This is a genomic window from Streptomyces sp. NBC_00370, from assembly GCF_036084755.1.
Taxonomy (GTDB): Bacteria; Actinomycetota; Actinomycetes; order Streptomycetales; family Streptomycetaceae; genus Streptomyces.
Genome location: NZ_CP107968.1, coordinates 6,612,389 through 6,629,595, shown reverse-complemented (window position 1 = coordinate 6,629,595; position 17,207 = coordinate 6,612,389). Strand labels below are relative to the sequence as shown.

The following is a 17,207-nucleotide window of genomic DNA, read 5'->3' as shown; positions in this document are numbered from 1 at the left end:
CACGCCGACGCGAAGGGGTTCACGCCGGTGGCGGTTCGCGCTCCACCAGCCGCTCCAGCAGCTCCTGGAACTCGTCGCCGACGACGATCCGCAGCCCCTCGCCGTCCTCGTCCTCGTCGCTGAGCTGGGTGAGTGTGCCGCCCCGCCACCAGTAGACGTACGGGCTGATCGCGCCGGGGGTGTCCGCGTACCCGGACGCGGCGAACGACGCCATCGCGTTCAGCGAAGGGATCATGGTCGTGTCCCGGATGACATGGAACGCGAGCTGGTGCCGGAACGGCATCGCGACCAGCGCCCCGTCCGCCGTGAGGTGCTGTCCGGTCACCTGCCGTACGACGGACTCCAGCGCGAGGACCCGGCTGGCCGTGTAGAACGAGTCGCCGAGGACCACCTCGAACCGCATCCCGCCCGAGTCCTTGACGGTCTCACGCCCCTCGACCGGCAGGTCCTGGAGGTTGCGCATCGCGCGGTCGCGCAGCTGCTGGACCTGGCCCAGCGGCTCCAGCGCCTCGTCGGTGAGCATCATGACGCTCTCCGGCAGATCCAGGGCCAGCACCTCGTACAGCCCGGGGGCGACCGAGCGCGCGTACGCGAAGGTCTGCGGGTCGAGGCCGTCACCGCTGATCACCCGGGGGTAGAGCTGCGCCCTGATCTGCTCGGGCGGCAGGGTGTCGAGCGCCGAAGGGCCGTCCATGGTGCGCAGCACCATCCCGGCGTGCTGCCTGGCCAGCTCGCCCCAGACGCGCGGACCCCGGTGGTCGTTGTGGCAGACGGCGGCGAGATTGGCGAGCCCGAACTGGCGGCCCGCGCTGTCGCTGACCATGTCCGCGTAGACCGTCAGCTCAAGGCCCTGCTCGGCGAAGGCCTCGCGGACCTGGGAGCGGAACCACGCGCCCTCGTCGACGGAGAAGAAGGAGAACGCGGGGTCACGGGGCGCGTCGCGTCCGTCGCGTTTCGGCCCTCGTCGGAACAACCGCACACCATCCGCCTCCACCCGTACATCTCCGGCCGGTCGGCCGGTCAGCCGGACCCTGCCCGGCCCCGGACCGCTTCAGCCGCGTCCGCCCGCCCCTGTGATCGTCCGATCGTCGCCCTTCCGATGCTAACGGTCCTGACCGACAACGAGGTCGGCACGGTCCTTGCCCGCCAGCACCAGACGCGCGTTGACCTCGTCGGACTCCCGCACCCAGCGCTCGGCGTACGCCCGCTCCTTGCCGAAGCGCACATGGCGCTCGACGAGCCGGCGCACCCGTACCTCCGGGTCCGGGTCCAGGAACCACACCTCGTCGATGAGCGCGCGCACCGCCGTCCAGGGCCCTGCGGGGCCGTCGTCCAGCAGCAGGTAGTTGCCCTCGGTGACGACGAGCGGGATGTCGGGGTGGACGGCGACACTGCCCGCGACCGCCTCTTCGAGGGACCGGTCGAACGCAGGCGCGTAGACCACGGTGCCCTGCTCGGGGACGCGCAGCCGGCCGAGCAGCGCCGCGTAGCCCGCGGGGTCGAAGGTGTCGGGGGCGCCCTTGCGCCCGGCCCGCCCCAGCCGGACCAGCTCCGCCTGGGCGAGGTGGAAGCCGTCCATCGGTACGAGGACGGCGAGGCCGTCGAGCCGGTCGACGATCCGCTCGGCGAGCGTGGACTTGCCCGCGCCCGGCGCGCCCGCGATACCGAGGACATGGCGGGCGCCCGGAACGGCGAGCTTGCGGGCGCGGGCGGCGAGCGCCGCGATCTGCTGCTCATCCATAGGCGGCATTGTTCCATCGCGGCTCTCCGGTGCGGCGGCGGGCGCCCGCGAACCCCGCCCGCGACGCGGCCGACGGCGCCGCGCGAACACTCCTTCCTACCGCCGCCCGTATCGCCCGGGAGGCGGCCCTGAGGGGGGCGTCAGGTCGATAGGGTTCGGCCATGACGGACCCCGCCCTGGACGCGCTCACGCCACAACTGGCGCAACTCCACTACGCCTCGGCCCCGCAGGACACCGACGGGTCGGCGCCGCGGTTCACCGCCGTCACGCCCGGCACAGCACAGGCGGTCCTCGACGAGGCAGGACAGCTGCTCGGGTACGAGCCGCCGCGCGACGCGCCGCCGCACCCGACGACCGCCGAACTCGCGGCGTTTCCGCTGGCGTTCAGTCACAGCCTGCTCTCCGACGGCAGCCGGCTGCTGGCCCGTACGGTGTGCACGGGCGTCGACCACAGCGGACGGTGGTCGTCCTTCCACGCACACGGCGTGCTGTTCCCGCCGGACCCGTACGGCACGGCGACGGACACCAGTGTCCTGCCGGTCGCGGGGTGGGACTCGCCGTTGTGGGCGACCGGAACGCCGGACGGCGGGGTGCCGTTGCCGCTGACCGGTGTCGCCGGACCCGGTGTCTTCGGACCTGCCGCCTTCGGACCTGCCGCCTTCGGCCGGGACGCGCAGGTACGGTTCGCGGCGGCGCGGGCCGCACAACTCCCCGTCTTCTTCGCCGCGTTGCGGGCACTGCACACCACGGATCCGGGGCGGCGGATCGGACTGGTCGAGCGGGACAGCGCGGATGCCGCCCGGTGGATCGCGCTCGCCAGCACCGTACTTCCGCGCGCGGAGGCGCTGCGGCTGACCTTCACCACGTACACCCGGCGGCCACGCCTCGCACCGCAGCAGATCGTCGGGGTCCTGCCGGACGACGCGCCGTCCCTCAGCGAGCCGGGGCAGACCTTCCGGATCGTGGACCGCGCGACCGCCCCTGGCAGCGCACAGGAACCGGTCACGGACGTATGGGCGCTGACAGCGGCGCGGGTCTGGCTGGCCAGGGCGCCCGAACTCTTCACCGAGGCGGTCGCGTTGCCCGCCGGCGCCTTCTCGGCCGGTGCGCTCGCCGCCGTCGCGCTCTGCGCCGACATCGGGCTCGGCCCCGAGGCACGCACCGAAGCCGCCGTCTGGGCACGCGCGCACGCGCGCGACCTCGACGACAAGCGGCTGCGTCAGGTCGTCGAAGCGCTCTGCGCACCCTCCGAGGACCGTACGGCGGCCGAATCCGCCGCCCTGTCGGCGCTGTTCGGGACACTGGACAGCCAGGCGCCGTCGGCCACGACCACCCTGCTCGGGGCGCTGGTGCTGACCCTGGCGGTGCGGATGCCGGACGCGGGGCACGAGCTGCCCGCGCTCCAACTCATGGCGCTGCCGTCCGAGTTGCGAAGCCGCCTCGCCGTCGAGCTGGCGCCGGAGCTGCGCGGCGGTATCACCCGCGACTCGGCGGGCAGCGGACCTGACACCGCCCGGCCGTTGGGACTGCTGCGCGCCGCCGGCGTGCTCGGTGTGGACTGCGCCGACCTGCTGCCCGCGCTGGCCCGGCGGCTCGCACGGGCGCTGCTCGCCGACCCGGAGGCCGCCTGGACACCGTCCCTGCGCGCCATGGTCGACGATCACTTCGAGCTGCGGACGGCGCTGCTCAGCGCCCTCGACGCGCTCGCGGCGGAGGACCCGTCCGCAGCCGCGCGGCTGCTGGCCCGCACCCCGCTCGACCTGACGGGGGTGCAGGCGCTGCCGCAGCTGCGGATGTGCGCGGGGGCGCCGTGGCTGCCGATACCCGGCGGTGACCGGGTCACCGCCCTGCACGCCGCGCTGCGCGCCTCCGGTGTGTCTCCGCTGGCCGATCCGCTGGTGCTGCGCACGGCCGTACGGCTGGTCTGGGACGGCGGCGCGCCCGCCGCGGGCGAGGCACGGCAGATGCTCGGTGAGACGGGCTCCGACGCGCATCGCGCGGCCGGCACCTGGCGGGCCCTGGTCAGTGCGGCGCTCGAATGTTCGGCGGACGACGCCGACGCGCCCGATCTGGCGCACGAGCTGCTGCGCAGCTTTCCCGACCAGCTGGAGCCGAGGGTGCGCGGCGCGCTGCAACTCCTGCAGTTCGCCAGGGAACTGGAGCGGGGCCGGGCGCAACCGCCGTGGACGCAGCGGACACTTACGCTGAAGGCGGCGGCCGAGCCGGTCGAACCGGGCGTCGTCGACCTCGTGTTCGGGATCCTCGCCCGCCATCTGCTCTCCGAGCACCGGCCGGAGGGCGAGCTGTACGCGCTGATCCACTGCGACGAACCGGAGCTGCTGGCCGCCTACGGCGCCGCTGCGCGCGCCGACCGGGTACGGGAGCGGCTGGGCGCGGCGCCCGGTTACGTCGCCGACTGTTTCGTCGCGTGGAGTTCGCTGCCCGGGGCCAACCGCCCCTGGGACAAAACCCGTTCGGCGCTGCTCGACAAGGTGCTGCGGCCCGTGGTCCGGGCGCTGCCCGCCGAGGATGTCGCCTCGGTCGAGCACGCTCTTGAGCGGGCCGGGGCCCACCGGGCCGAGGAGTTCCGGCTGTGGAACCGCCCCGGCGCCTTCGGCCGGCTGGGCCGCCGGTTCGGCAGCCTGGGGCGCCGGCCGGCCGGCTGATGTCCCGGCCGGCCTGCTGGGTCAGCTCTCGTCGGGCGTCAGCCGCAGCGAGATGCTGTTGATGCAGTACCGCTGGTCGGTCGGGGTGGGGTAGCCCTCACCCTCGAACACGTGGCCGAGATGGGAACCGCAGCGTGAGCAGCGCACCTCGACGCGCTTCATGCCCATCGAACGGTCCTCGATCAGCTCGACGGCTTCGGTGTCCTTCGGGTCGTAGAAGGACGGCCAGCCGCAGTGCGACTCGAATTTCGTGTCCGAGCGGAACAGCTCGGCCCCACAGGCGCGACAGGAGTAGACGCCGGTGGTCTTGGTGTCGGTGTACTCGCCGACGAAAGCGGGTTCCGTGGCCGCCTTGCGGAGTACCGCGTACTCCGCGTCGGACAGCTCGGCGCGCCACTGCTCGTCGGGTTTGTCGATGTCGTACGCCATGAGTTCTCCCTCAGGGTCTGGCCGGACCTCAGTCGGTCAGGCGGGCCAGGATGACGGGACCGAGGTCCGTGACGTCACCCGCGCCCATGGTGAGAACGAGATCGCCCGCCCTCACCATTCCCGCGACGGTCTCCGGCACGGCGTTCTTGTCCGACAGGGCCGTGACCTGGGCTCCGGCGGCGCGGGCAGCGTCGATGATCAGGGCGCTGGTGATGCCGGGAATCGGGTCCTCGCGCGCCGGGTAGATGTCGAGCACCACGGAGGCGTCGGCGAGGGCGAGGGCCTGGCCCATTTCCGTGCCCAGCTCCTGGGTGCGGGAGAACAGGTGCGGCTGGAAGACCACCAGGATGCGGGAGCCGTCAGGGACGGCGGCGCGCATCGCTTCGAGGTCGGCTGTCATCTCCGTCGGGTGGTGCGCGTACGAGTCGATCACCTGGACGCCGGCCGCCTCGCCCTTGAGCTGGAGGCGGCGCTTGACGCCGGTGTACGTGCCGATCGCCGACGCCAGATTGTGCGCGGGGACGCCGAGGGCGACACCGGCGGCGAGCGCGGCGACGGCGTTGTCGGCGTAGTGCCGGCCGGGGACCGAGACGGTGAAGGTCAGGAAGCGGCCGTCGAGGACGACGGTGACCTCGCTGGTCAGCCCGCGTGCGGTGACCTTGTGGACCCGTACGTCCGCGTTCTCGGCGGCGCCGTAGGTGACGACCTTGAGCGTGGACAGGTCACGGACCCGGGAGGCCAGCTCGACCGCGCCCGGCTGGTCGGCGGAGATCACCAGGGTGCCGCCGGGGACGACCTTGCCGACGAAGGTCTCGAAGGACTCGTAGATCTCGTCCATCGACGCGTAGTTCGCGTGGTGGTCCAGCTCCACGTTGAGGACGATCGCGACCTCGGGGTCGTACTTCTGGAAGCTGCGGTCGCTCTCGTCGGCCTCGGCGACGAAGATGTCGCCGGCGCCGTGCTGGGCGTTGGTGCCGGGCCCGGTGAGGTCGCCGCCGATCGCGTACGACGGGTCGAGCCCCAGCTCGGTCAGGGCGACGGCCAGCATGGAGGTGGTGGTGGTCTTGCCGTGCGTGCCGGCGACGGCGATCGACCTGCGGCCCCGCATCAGCGAGGCCAGCGCGTCGGAGCGGTGCACGACGGGGATCGACAGCTCGGCGGCGCGTGCCAGCTCCGGGTTGTCGGCGCGGATGGCGCTGGAGACGACCACGCACGAGGCGTCGTCGGCGAGATGCGCGGCCGCGTGTCCGACATGGACGGTGGCTCCCTGCGCGCGCAGCGCCTCCGCCGTCTCCGACTCCTTCGCGTCACTGCCGGCGACCTTGGCGCCGCGCTGGGCCAGGATCTTCGCGATCCCGGACATCCCGGCGCCGCCGATACCGATGAAGTGCGGCCGTTCCATGGCGTCGGGGATGCCGGTTTCGGGTGCCATTCGCGTTTCTCCCAGGGCAGGCGTGCGTGACGTGTTCGTGCGGTCACCCAGCCTATTCGCTGTGCGCGAAGAGCTTGAGCACCGGGACGCCGACCTTGTGGCGGGCGCGGGATGCCCAGTCGCGGTGGAAGAACTCCTCCACGTAGTGCGGCTCGGTCAGCACGATCACCTCGTCGGCGCCCGCCTCGTCCACGACGGCCTTGAGGCCGTCCAGCGGGTGCTCCTCGACCACCCGTCCGGTGGCCTGGGAGCCCTGCGCGCGCAGCGCGGCCAGCGAGTGTTCGAGCGCCAGTTCCGCGGGTCGTCTCGCGTCCGCCCCCTCCGGCACGTCACCTTCCTGGGACGCCTCCTTCAGCTCCCCGAAGGCGACGTCGTCGATGGCGCGCAGCAGTACGTCGGCCTGGTCACCGCGCGGCTGCATGAGCACGACGAAGGAGATGGTCTCGTCGCCGTGCAGGGTCGTGACGAACTCCACGTCCTCGGGCGACAGAGGCTTCTCGATCATCAATACGCTTGTGAACACGACAGCGCCCTTCGTCCGTCCTCATGGGCCGGTGCGGCCCACTGCTGAAACCATCCTTCCCCGTGCCCGCACGGGGTCTGCGTGTACATGATCCTGCCCATCCGGAGCTAACCGGAACAGCGGATTCCGCTCCTCCTCAGCTCCGACGGTATCGGGTGAAGAGGAACCCCTCCTCCTCCAGGAGCGCCGCGAGGGCGAAGCGCTCCGGTACGGCGAGTGCGGGTCCCCCCGCGATGCGCTGCGCGTACCCCGAAGTCAGCGTGGGAGACATGGTCAGACACAGTTCGTCCAGCACCCCCGCGGCGACGAACTGGCCCAGCAGCCTCGGTCCGCCCTCGGTCAGCAGCCGCCGCAGACCCCGCGCGGCGAGCGCCTGGACGGCGCGGGCCGGCTCCACGCCGGGGCCTTCCCCCGCGATCACCACCTCGGCGCCCGCCTTCTCCGCCTCCCGCACCCGCTCGGGCGGCGCCGCGGCGCCGGTGAGCACCAGGGTCGGTACGAGCGGCGCCGTGAACAGCGGCAGCGAGAAGTCGAGAGCCAGCCCTGCCGTGACGATCGCGATGGCCGGCGCCGGCCCCTGTCCCGCCGCCTCCCGGCGCGCCGCGAAGGCGTCCCGGGCGCGGGCCGGCCGGTAGCCCTCCTGGCGAACCGTTTCCGCGCCGACCACCACCACATCGGCCAGGGCGCGCAGCACGCCGAAGATCCGCATGTCGGCGGCGGACGAGATGGTCTGCGAGCGGCCGTCGTGCTGGGCCGCGCCGTCCAGCGTGGAGACCATGTTGGCCCGCAGCCAGTGGCCCGCGCCGTCCAGGTCCCGCGGATAGGCGTACGCGTCCGCCAGCTCGTCGAGCGTCCAGTCACCGGCGGTGCCGGAGCCGGTCCGGCCGGAGGCTGCCTGATCGGAGGCCGGCCGATCGGAAGCTGCGGAGGCTGTCTCATCGGTCACAGGGAACAGGCGTCGCATGCGAAGCAGTCTGGCACGGCGCATAAGCTTGTGAGTTGTGTCGTCCTCCCCCGCCGCCCCCGGCCAGCACCCGATAGCCCGCGCGGCCCCCATCTCCCTGTGCGCACGCGAGCCGCGGGTCCCCGCCGAACGGCTCGTCGCCGAGATGGTCCCGCCGCCGCGCTTCGGCTCCGTACGGTTCGACACGTACGTACCGGACCCGAAGCAGCCCAGCCAGACCGAGGCCGTCACCGTACTGAGCGCCTTCGCCGCGGGCCTGGACCGGCCGGGACCCGGTTCCGCGGCCGGTGGGGGCGGCGGGATGCGCCGCTGGTTCGGCCGGAAGCCCTCGGCCCCCGCCGGGCCCCGGGGGATCTATCTGGACGGCGGCTACGGCGTCGGCAAGACCCATCTGCTCGCCTCGCTGTGGCACGCCACCCCCGCGCCCGCCGAGCTGAAGGGCTTCGGCACGTTCGTGGAGCTGACCAACCTGGTCGGCGCGCTGGGCTTCCAGCAGACCGTACGGACGCTCGGCGGCCACCGGCTGCTGTGCATCGACGAGTTCGAGCTGGACGACCCCGGCGACACCGTGCTCGTCTCGACTCTGCTCGGCAAGCTGGTCGACTCGGGGGTGGCGCTCGCCGCGACCTCCAACACCCTGCCGGGCAAGCTCGGTGAGGGCCGGTTCGCCTCCGCCGACTTCCTCCGCGAGATCCAGGGGCTCGGCGCGCACTTCAGACCGCTGCGGATCGACGGCGACGACTACCGCCACCGGGGTCTGCCCGAGGCACCCGAGCCGTTCACCGAGGAGCAGGTGACCAGGACGGCGCACGCCACCGAGGGCGCCAGCCTGGACGACTTCCCCGCGCTGCTCGGCCATCTCGCCTCGGTCCACCCCAGTCGCTACGGCGCGCTGACGGAGGGTCTGCGGGTCGCCTGCCTCACCGGCGTGGGCCCGGTGCCCGACCAGTCGACGGCGCTACGGCTCGTCGTACTCGCCGACCGGTTGTACGACCGCGAGGTGCCGGTGCTGGCCTCCGGCGTGCCCTTCGACCGGCTTTTCAGCGACGAGATGCTGAACGGCGGCTACCGGAAGAAGTACTTCCGGGCGATCTCCCGGCTGACAGCACTGGCGCGTGACGCCAAGGGGCTGCTGGCCGAGTAGGTTCGGAGCCGCGCCGAGTAGGTTCGGTGCCGTAACGACGTGCGATCACCTCGCACACCTCATCAGAAGGGTTCCATCATGGCTACCACGCGCACGGCACACACCGTCTGGGAGGGCGACCTCGCCCAGGGCAAGGGCCTTGTCACCTTCGACTCCTCCGGCATCGCCGAGCAGCCGGTTTCCTGGGCCTCACGCGCCGAGCAGGCCAACGGCAAGACCAGCCCGGAGGAGCTGATCGCCGCCGCTCACTCCAGCTGCTTCTCGATGGCCCTCTCGAACGGTCTCACCAAGGCCGGCACCCCGCCGACCAAGCTGACCACCAGCGCCGATGTCACCCTCGTGCCCGGTACCGGCATCACCGGCATCCACATCACGGTGCAGGGTGAGGTCGCGGGCCTGGACGAGGCGGACTTCGTCAAGGCCGCCGAGGACGCGAAGGCGAACTGCCCCGTGAGCCAGGCGCTGTCGGGCACCAGCATCACGCTGAGCGCCTCGCTCGCCTGACCCTCCCTCCCCGCCGGGGTCGTCCGGCACGACCGGTGACCACGGCAGGACCGGCTGACCCGCATGCCGCGCACATGCGGGTCACGCCGGTCGCGTTCCGCCGTGATCCGGCGCACCCTCGATACAACTGATCCGAAGGGGTGCCCGGTGAGCAAGAAGGACGCGAAGAAGGACGACGCGAAGAAGGCCAAGAAGGCCGAGAAGGCGCACAAGCCGTCCGAGCGCCGCGCGCGGGACGAGCCGGCCCTGCGTGACCTGCTGCGCGTCCCGCCCGGCGAGCCGGCCGTACTCGCCTCGTACGATCCGCGGGCGACGCCCGGCGGCCCGGAGGACAAGGCCGCGGGACGCGCGGCCATGACCCGGATGGCCGAAGACCTCACCGCGCTCCAGGACCGGCTCTACGCGGCCAGCACGGCGGGCGACCGGCGCCGGCTGCTGCTCGTCCTCCAGGGCATGGACACCAGCGGCAAGGGCGGCACCCTCAAGCATGTGATCGGGCTGTTCAACCCGGCGGGCTGCCGGATCAGGGCCTTCAAGGCGCCGACCGCCGAGGAGCGCAGCCACCCGTTCCTGTGGCGGATCAAGCGGGCGCTGCCCGAGCCGGGCGAGATCGGCATCTTCGACCGCTCGCACTACGAGGACGTGCTGATCGCCAAGGTGCGCGAGCTGGCGCCGCGCCGGGACATCGGCCGCAGGTACGGCCAGATCAACCGGTTCGAGCAGTCGCTCGCCGACGACGGCGTGACGGTCGTGAAGGTCTTCCTGCACATCAGCTACGAGGAGCAGCGCGACCGGCTGCTCGCGCGCATCGACAACCCGGACAAGCACTGGAAGTTCACCCCGGACGACATCGAGGACCGGTCGCTGTGGCCGGCGTACCACGACGCGTACGAGACGGCCCTGACCCGCTGCACCTCGGCGCAGACCCCCTGGTACGTGGTGCCGGCCGACCGGAAGTGGTACCGCAACTGGGCCATCAGCAAGCTGCTGTTGGAGCATCTCCAGGCGCTGGACCCGCAGTACCCGAAGGGCGACTTCGACGTGGCGGCGAGCCGCGAGCGGCTGCTGTCGATGGACTGAGCACGGGCTCGGGGGCGAGGGTCGGGGGCGGCCCTGGGGACGGGCCCGGGAACGGGCGCGGGAACGGGCGCGGGACACGCGGCATGCTCGACACGAACGCCATGCGCCCGATCCGCGTAGATCATCATATATTTTCCGTGAGTGACCAGATACGTACGCACGCTCGCCACGGCCACCGCCCTGAGTGCTGCCCTGGGCGCCGCCCTGACCGGCTGCGGCGCGCAGCAGCCGCCGGTCCTCCACTCCCCGGCAGCGGCCGTCCTGCGCCCGGCCACGGTCAAGGGGCCGCCGACCATGGCGCCGGGCCGTGGCGGGCTGACCCCGGTCTTCAAGCGCGGCCTCGGCACGGCGGGCCGGACCGTCGCGCTCACCTTCGACGCCGACATGGCGCCGGACGACGGCGAGCGCGCCGCGGACGGCGAGCGGTTCGACAACCCCGAGCTGATCGCGCTGCTGCGCCGGCTCGAAGTGCCGTCGACGATCTTCATGACGGGCCGCTGGGCCGAGGAGTACCCGGCGCAGGCGGACTCCATCGGCGACGACCCGCTCTTCGAGGTCGCCAACCACTCGTACAGCCACCGGGCGTTCACACGTCACTGCTACGGGCTGCCTGAGCTGCGGGGCGACGAGCGGTCGGCCGACGTCGAGCACGCCTTCGCCGCGTTCCACGCGGCCGGCGTGCACCATGTCATGCCGTACTTCCGCTTCCCCGGCGGCTGTTACGACCGGTCGGCGCTGCGGGCGATCGGCCCGGCGAAGGTGACGGCGGTGCAGTGGGACGTCGCGGGCGGCGACGTCCTCGCCACGAACGCGGACGCGGTCGCCCGGCAGGTGGTCGACGGGGTCGCGCCGGGCTCGCTGGTGGTCCTGCACTGCTCACGCAGCGCGGCGCCGGTGACGGAGGAGGCGGTGGAGCAGATCGTGCCCCGGCTGCGCGAGCGCGGCTACCGCTTCGTCAAGGTCTCTCAGCTGATGAAGCGCTGACGGGCCGGACAGGGTCTAGCCGGAACAGGCCTGGCGCTGGGCTTCCTGCCATGTGCAGACAGGGCAGAGCGTGGCGCCCTTCACCGAGTTGGGATGCTCGGTCGGCTCCCGGCACAGCACGCATTCCGCGTACCCGACGTCTTCAGCTACCTCTGGCATGCGGCCAAGCTTACGACCCGGGTCCGACGGGCGGCTCAGCCCCGGCGGACGCCGAGCGTGCAGACGACCGCGCCCACCGCCGCCGCGACCAGGACGGCTGCCGCCGCCGGCAGCACGGGGGTGGGGATCACTCCCGTCCGTGACCCCGTCACCAGCGCGCTGACCGCGTACTTCGCCGGCGATCCGCTCGACACCAGCGCCAGCAGGGCGACGAGCGAGGTCGCCGCGATCGACCAGCCGCGGGCGCGCAGCAGCGGCCGGTTGCACAGGGCGCCGGTCGCGGCGCCGAGCAGCAGACAGACGAGCGCGACGAGCAGCCCGGCGGCCCCCGCGGGCAGCAGCGGCACCGCCACGGTGTGGTCCTCGTTGTCCGGCGCGCTGATCACCGTCACGACCGCCGTGCCCACGACGCCGAGCGCGGCGGCGCAGACCGCGCCGGCCAGCAGCGCGGCGAGATGGACGCGGGCGGGTCCGGTGGCGGCGGCCGTCACCGCGCGGGCCGCCGCCGGTTCCTGGGTGACGCAGACCCGCACCAGCCAGGCGGTGACGGGCAGCAGCGCCGCCGCTGCCCAGCCGAGCGAGCCGAGGACGGGCTGCCCTGACTGCACGCCGACGGCGAGGAAGATCCCGTACAGCAGGACGGGCGGCAGCCAGCGCTGGGAGCGCAGCAGCAGGGCGATCTGGTAGCGCAGCAGGGCCGTCATGACGTGCTCCGCCTTTCCGCCGTGGGCCCGGCGGCGACCCGCGCGTCGGCGACGGCGCTCTCGGTACCGCCCGCTCCGGCGGTCCGTACCTCCTGGACGTGCCACGGCGGACGCGCCGTCAGCAGGGCGCGCAGCAGCGCGTCGGAGTGCACGGCGGGGACGGTGAGCAGGACCGCGCCCGCCGGGCCCGCCTCCTGGCGGGGCGCCCCCGGCAGTCCTTCGGGCGGCGCGGCGCCCGGCGGGCCGCTCGCCACGATCCGTACGTCCGGTCCGCGCTCCCCCGGCCCCGCCCCGGTCGCCTCCGTGGCCGGACGGCGCAGCAGGCCGCCGTCGGCCACCGCGTACACCTCGTCGGCGACGCCGCTGAGCCGGGCCGGGTCGTGGTCGACGAAGACCACCGTGCTGCCCGCGGCGACCCGCTCGGCGACGGCACGGTCCAGTTCGCCACGGGCCGCCGCGTCGAGTCCCGTCCACGCCTCGTCGAGCACCAGCAACTCGGGCTCGGCGAGCAGCGCCTGGGCGACGGCGACCTTCTGGCTCGTCCCCTTGGACAGTTCGGCCATGGGGGTACGGGCGTGCCCGGCGGCGCCGAACCGGTCGAGCCATTCGACGGCGCGCCCCGCGGCGGGCCCGGCGGCCAGACCGTGGATCCGGCCCAGGTGGGTCAGATATCCGGCCGCCGTGAACGGCAGCGCGACCGGGAAGCGTTCCGGCACGTAGGCCGTGCGGGGCCGGCCGGTGACGCTCCCCTCCGTGGGGGTGTCGACACCGGCCAGCAGCCGCAGCAGGGTCGACTTGCCGCCGCCGTTGACACCCTCGACCCTGACCAGGGCGTGCGCGGGCAGCTCCAGATCGATCCCGCGCAGCACCCACGGTCCGCCGAGCCCGTAACGGCGGCCCACCCGCTGCAGCATCATCGACGGATCAGTTCGCCGAGGCCTTCACCGGCGTGACCTCGCTGGGCCTGACGATCACGAACCCCTCGCCCTGGAGCATCAGTTGAACGGCCTCGCCGGAGCCGCCGCGGATCATCGAGCCGATGGACTGGGAGCGGTGCAGCGAGGTGTTCAGCTGCGCGCTCCAGCCGACGACGGCGTCGGTGTCGACGTAGACCGGCGCCTGCGCGGTCACCGGGATCACGATCGGGTTGCCGTCGCAGATGACGGCGAGCTTCCCGTAGCCGGTGAAGAGACTGTTGAAAAGGCCGCCCCCGGTCATGCCGGCGCCCTTCACCGTCTTTATCTCGTACGACAGGGTCGGGTCGAAGCACAGCACGTTGCGGCCGTTGATGGTCAGCGCGTCGCCCTGCTCGATGTCGACGATGAAGCAGTTCTCGGCCTCGTGCGCGAACCACGCCTCGCCCTGGCCCTTGACCGCCATCAGCGGCAGCCCCTCGCCGGTGACGGCACGCTTCAGCATGCCGCCGATGCCCTGCCCCTTGCGTTCGAACTGCAGATTGCCGCGGAAGGCGATCATCGACCCCTGCCGCGCGTGCATCTCGCCGTTGACGGCGTATTTGACCGATTTGGCGTTCTGCAGGGTCATCCCTGGGACGCTCGCCTGCTGCGCCATGTTCTCTGTGGCAAAGAGATCGCTCTTCATGCCGTGCATCCTGGCCCGGAGGCACCCATTCCGCCAAGCCGTTCCGCCGGGAAGGTGCGCCGCGCCCCCTGCGAGACTGGTGGGGTGAGCAGCGACAGCACAGACAGCCCCTTCGAAGACGCGCGATCCGAGCGCGACGCGGCCCCGCAGTACGTACTGCCTCTGGTGGTCCACCTGGAGAAGCCCGCACCGCCGACCCGCACCGACGCCCTGGAGACGGCGGCCCGCGCGGTGCTCGCCATGCTCAGCGACGAGCGCGCGCTGGGCGAGGGCGAGTGGGCGCAGGCCGTACGGGACTGGCAGGACGCCAGGATCCGCAAGGTGGTACGGCGCGCTCGCGGCGCCGAGTGGCGGCGCGCCTCGGCGCTCCCGGGCCTCACCGTCACCGGACCCGACCGGACCGAGGAGGACCGCTCGGCGGCCGAGGTACGGGTCTTCCCGCCGGTCCCGCTGGACGGCTGGCCCAAGGAGCTGGCCAAGCTCCAGGTCTCCGGCACGGAGCTGGACGACCCGCGGCCGCCCCCGGCGCCCGACCTGACGGGTCCGGTGCTGTGGCTCAATCCGCAGCTGGACATGTCGGCGGGCAAGGCGATGGCCCAGGCCGGGCACGGCGCCCAACTCGCCTGGTGGGAACTGTCCGAGGCGGACCGCAAGGCCTGGCGGGAGGCGGGCTTCGCGCTCGCCGTCCGTACGGCGGACGTCCAGCAATGGCTCCGACTGACCGGCAGCGGGCTACCGTTGGTCCGCGATGCCGGTTTCACGGAGATCGCCGCGGGCTCGGCGACGGTGGTCGCCGACCATCCGGCGCTGCGCCGCTGAACATTCGCGCCGGGCGTTACGTATCTCCCAATGCCGTCAAGCAGGTTGACCGGCCGCGCGGTCGGCGGTTGATTCCACGGTGTCACATATCGGTTCGGGAGGCAGCACATTGTTGCGACGTATCAACGGCACGGCGCTCATCATCGCGGCACTCGTCGCCACGGTCGGGGCGCTGGCTTTCCCCGTGTGGTCCTACGCGGACCGTTCGGGGACCGGCCAGGCGAATGTCGCCGCATCGACCGTGCAGACCAAGTGGGGGCCGCTGACGGCGGCCGACCGTGACTTCCTGGTACGGGTCCGGCTCGCCGGACTGTGGGAGCTGCCGGCCGGGCAGCAGGCCATCCAGCGGGCGCCGAGTCAGGCCATCAAGGACTGCGGTGACCATCTCGTCGTCGGCCACACCGACCTCGACAAGCGGGCGCGCAGTGTCGCCGCCCAGCTCGGGGTCGAGCTGCCCAACCAGCCGAACCCGCAACAGCAGGGCTGGCTGCGGGAGTTGTCGGCGGCCAAGGGCGTGGACTACGAGCACAAGTTCGCCGACCTGCTGCGCAACGCGCACGGCAAGGTCTTCATGGTGATCGCGAGCATCAGGAACAGCACCAGGAACACCCTGATCCGCGACCTGGCGACCGATGCCAACCAGACCGTCCTCGACCACATCACGATGCTGGAGAAGACCGGTTTCGTGAACTTCGACTCCATCGCCGACGAGGCCGCGGGGCTGACGACCGCGAGCCCGACCGGGCCGCCGCCGCCCAACGGCGATCTGCCGCCCGCGCCGAAGCCCGCGACGCCGACCGGCGAGGACGAGTCGTTCACCTCCCGGCCCTCGCCGCAGCCCGGCGTACCGACGGCCGTCAACACCGACCGGCCCGCGCCGCAGGAGGCGTCCAGGAGGCCGATGGACATGCCGATGCCGTGACACTCCGGCTGACGCCGGGGCGGCGGCCGGCCCGGCGGGGCAAGCTCAAATCAACCTCTGAGCTTGCGCCGCCGCCGGTTCGGCGCCGCCCGGCCGGGCCATCACCCCAGGAGCACGCAAACGGGGGAGGAAAACATGAAAGGCACCCACGGCACACCGGAGCTGGGGATCGGCATCGGCTGGCGCCCGGAGATCGCGGACGCCGTCGAGGCACTGGACGGGGTCGACTGGGTCGAGGCGGTCGCCGAGAACCTCTGCGCCGACCATCTGCCGGACTCGCTCGTCCGACTGCGCGAGCGGGGCGTCACCGTCGTCCCGCACGGCGTCTCGCTCGGGCTCGGCGGCGCCGACCGGCCCGATCCTGGGCGGCTGGCCGATCTCGCCGAACGGGCGCGGGCGCTCGGCTCGCCGCTGGTCACCGAGCACATCGCGTTCGTCAGGGCCGGCGGCGCGCTGACCGCCTCGCCCGGCCTGGAGGCCGGTCATCTGCTGCCCGTACCGCGCACGAAGGACGCGCTGCGGGTGCTCTGCGAGAACGTGCGCATCGCCCAGGACTCGCTGCCGGTGCCGCTCGCAGTGGAGAACATCGCCGCGCTGATCTGCTGGCCCGACGAGGAGATGAGCGAGGGCCAGTTCCTCGCCGAACTGGTGGAGCGCACCGGCGTCCGGCTGCTGATCGACGTCGCCAATCTGCACACCAACCACGTCAACCGCGGTGAGGACCCGGCGACCGCGCTCGACGAACTGCCGGTCGAGGCCATCGCGTACGTCCATGTCGCCGGCGGTGTCGAGCGCGACGGGGTCTGGCACGACACCCACGCCCACCCCGTCACCCGGCCGGTGCTCGACGTACTGGCCGAGCTGCGCTCCCGTACCGCGCCGCCCGGCGTGCTGCTGGAGCGCGACGACGACTTCCCGCCGGCCGCGGAGCTGGCCGCCGAACTCGACACCATCCGCGAGACGGTCGCGGCAGGACCCACGCCCACGGGCGGTCGCGTACCGCCGCGCGTCACGGCGGCGTGGGCCGGCGGCACGGACGATGAGGGGGCCCGGCAGCGGCTCGCCCTGCGGCAGACCGCCCTGCTCTCCGCGCTGGTCGATGGCGGGCCCGTACCCGAGGGCTTCGACGCGCACCGGCTCGGTGTGCAGAGCCGCGCGCTCACCGCCAAACGCGCCGACGTCGTCGCCAAGATCGCCCCGGAGCTGCCGGAGATCCTGGGCGACGGCTACCGCCCCGCGTTCCTCGGGTACGGCGCACACCGCCCGCTGCGCGGCGGTTACCGGCGTGACGCGCTGGACTTCGCCGAGCATCTGCTCACCGAGGGCCTTCCGGCGGACGCGGCGGCGCGCCGCAGGCTCGACCTGTGGTGGCGGGAGCGCGCCGCTGCCCGCCCGCCGCGCCGGGCCACCCGGCTGGCACGCGCCGCCCGCGCGGCGCTGGTCAGGCACTGACCGCGCCGTCCCGGCACACCACGGCCCGTTCCGCATCCCGGGAGCGGCCCTTGGAGTGGTCCGGTGCCGCGTCGGGGTCACA

Annotated in this window: 18 protein-coding genes; 8 read left to right on the top strand and 10 right to left on the bottom strand. The window is 72.8% G+C overall.

All coding sequences use genetic code 11. The features are described from left to right. Window positions 1–19: 19 nt before the first annotated feature. Window positions 20–979, bottom strand: a complete 960-nt coding sequence (locus OHS57_RS29625; protein WP_328583855.1) for a hypothetical protein — start codon at window positions 977–979, stop codon at window positions 20–22. Window positions 980–1,102: 123 nt separating this feature from the next. Continuing rightward, window positions 1,103–1,750, bottom strand: coding sequence for a nucleoside/nucleotide kinase family protein (locus tag OHS57_RS29620; protein ID WP_443042989.1), 648 nt, complete (start codon window positions 1,748–1,750; stop codon window positions 1,103–1,105). Window positions 1,751–1,902: 152 nt separating this feature from the next. On the opposite strand from OHS57_RS29620, the gene OHS57_RS29615 reads away from it, so the two are divergent. Continuing rightward, entirely contained in the window at window positions 1,903–4,407 is a 2,505-nt protein-coding gene (locus tag OHS57_RS29615; RefSeq protein ID WP_328583853.1) for a GTPase-associated protein 1-related protein, read from the top strand. 21 nt (window positions 4,408–4,428) lie between these two features. Here OHS57_RS29615 and msrB read toward each other — a convergent pair whose 3' ends face one another. From msrB to OHS57_RS29595, 4 genes are all read right to left on the bottom strand, one after another. After that, on the bottom strand, window positions 4,429–4,836 hold the full coding sequence (gene msrB / locus OHS57_RS29610) for a peptide-methionine (R)-S-oxide reductase MsrB (RefSeq protein ID WP_041992095.1): 408 nt from the start codon (window positions 4,834–4,836) through the stop codon (window positions 4,429–4,431). Window positions 4,837–4,864: 28 nt separating this feature from the next. Further along, the gene (murC, locus tag OHS57_RS29605; RefSeq protein WP_041992093.1) at window positions 4,865–6,268 is read right to left on the bottom strand and encodes a UDP-N-acetylmuramate--L-alanine ligase; all 1,404 of its coding nucleotides are present in this window, start codon (window positions 6,266–6,268) and stop codon (window positions 4,865–4,867) included. Window positions 6,269–6,320: 52 nt separating this feature from the next. Then, entirely contained in the window at window positions 6,321–6,773 is a 453-nt protein-coding gene (locus OHS57_RS29600; protein WP_328583852.1) for an indole-3-glycerol phosphate synthase, read from the bottom strand. Window positions 6,774–6,927: 154 nt separating this feature from the next. After that, a complete protein-coding gene (locus tag OHS57_RS29595) occupies window positions 6,928–7,755 on the bottom strand; it encodes a pyrimidine reductase family protein (RefSeq protein WP_328583851.1) in 828 nt (275 codons plus the stop codon). A 37-nt stretch (window positions 7,756–7,792) separates the two neighbouring features. Between OHS57_RS29595 and zapE the strand changes: the two genes are divergently transcribed. The 4 genes from zapE to OHS57_RS29575 all read left to right on the top strand — a co-directional run bounded on the left by zapE (window position 7,793) and on the right by OHS57_RS29575 (window position 11,467). Further along, on the top strand, window positions 7,793–8,899 hold the full coding sequence (gene zapE / locus OHS57_RS29590) for a cell division protein ZapE (RefSeq protein WP_328583850.1): 1,107 nt from the start codon (window positions 7,793–7,795) through the stop codon (window positions 8,897–8,899). Between the two features lie 78 nt (window positions 8,900–8,977). Beyond that, complete coding sequence (locus OHS57_RS29585; RefSeq protein WP_041992085.1) at window positions 8,978–9,403, top strand: OsmC family protein; 426 nt, start codon at window positions 8,978–8,980, stop codon at window positions 9,401–9,403. A 147-nt stretch (window positions 9,404–9,550) separates the two neighbouring features. Beyond that, window positions 9,551–10,483 carry a PPK2 family polyphosphate kinase gene (locus OHS57_RS29580; RefSeq protein WP_443042988.1) on the top strand — a complete coding sequence of 311 codons (933 nt, stop codon included), beginning with the start codon at window positions 9,551–9,553 and terminating at the stop codon, window positions 10,481–10,483. Between the two features lie 141 nt (window positions 10,484–10,624). Next, window positions 10,625–11,467 (top strand): polysaccharide deacetylase family protein, encoded by an 843-nt coding sequence (locus tag OHS57_RS29575; protein ID WP_041992080.1) that lies wholly within the window; start codon window positions 10,625–10,627, stop codon window positions 11,465–11,467. A gap of 15 nt (window positions 11,468–11,482) precedes the next feature. Here OHS57_RS29575 and OHS57_RS29570 read toward each other — a convergent pair whose 3' ends face one another. From OHS57_RS29570 to OHS57_RS29555, 4 genes are read right to left on the bottom strand one after another with little or no spacing between them, the layout of a single operon-like run. Next, the gene (locus OHS57_RS29570; RefSeq protein ID WP_328583849.1) at window positions 11,483–11,626 is read right to left on the bottom strand and encodes a hypothetical protein; all 144 of its coding nucleotides are present in this window, start codon (window positions 11,624–11,626) and stop codon (window positions 11,483–11,485) included. Between the two features lie 35 nt (window positions 11,627–11,661). Further along, a complete protein-coding gene (locus OHS57_RS29565; protein ID WP_328583848.1) occupies window positions 11,662–12,330 on the bottom strand; it encodes an ABC transporter in 669 nt (222 codons plus the stop codon). After that, window positions 12,327–13,247: an ABC transporter ATP-binding protein gene (locus OHS57_RS29560; RefSeq protein ID WP_328583847.1), complete on the bottom strand. Its 921-nt coding sequence runs from the start codon at window positions 13,245–13,247 to the stop codon at window positions 12,327–12,329. The genes OHS57_RS29565 and OHS57_RS29560 overlap by 4 nt, the downstream gene beginning before the upstream one ends. Window positions 13,248–13,254: 7 nt before the next feature. Next, a complete protein-coding gene (locus tag OHS57_RS29555; protein ID WP_328583846.1) occupies window positions 13,255–13,932 on the bottom strand; it encodes an AIM24 family protein in 678 nt (225 codons plus the stop codon). Window positions 13,933–14,016: 84 nt separating this feature from the next. On the opposite strand from OHS57_RS29555, the gene OHS57_RS29550 reads away from it, so the two are divergent. The 3 genes from OHS57_RS29550 (at window position 14,017) to OHS57_RS29540 (ending at window position 17,125) form a co-directional block, all read left to right on the top strand. Continuing rightward, window positions 14,017–14,751, top strand: coding sequence for a peptidyl-tRNA hydrolase (locus tag OHS57_RS29550; protein WP_328583845.1), 735 nt, complete (start codon window positions 14,017–14,019; stop codon window positions 14,749–14,751). A 112-nt stretch (window positions 14,752–14,863) separates the two neighbouring features. Further along, entirely contained in the window at window positions 14,864–15,673 is an 810-nt protein-coding gene (locus tag OHS57_RS29545; protein WP_198533430.1) for a DUF4142 domain-containing protein, read from the top strand. A 135-nt stretch (window positions 15,674–15,808) separates the two neighbouring features. Next, window positions 15,809–17,125, top strand: a complete 1,317-nt coding sequence (locus OHS57_RS29540) for a DUF692 domain-containing protein (protein WP_328583844.1) — start codon at window positions 15,809–15,811, stop codon at window positions 17,123–17,125. Window positions 17,126–17,207: the final 82 nt, after the last annotated feature.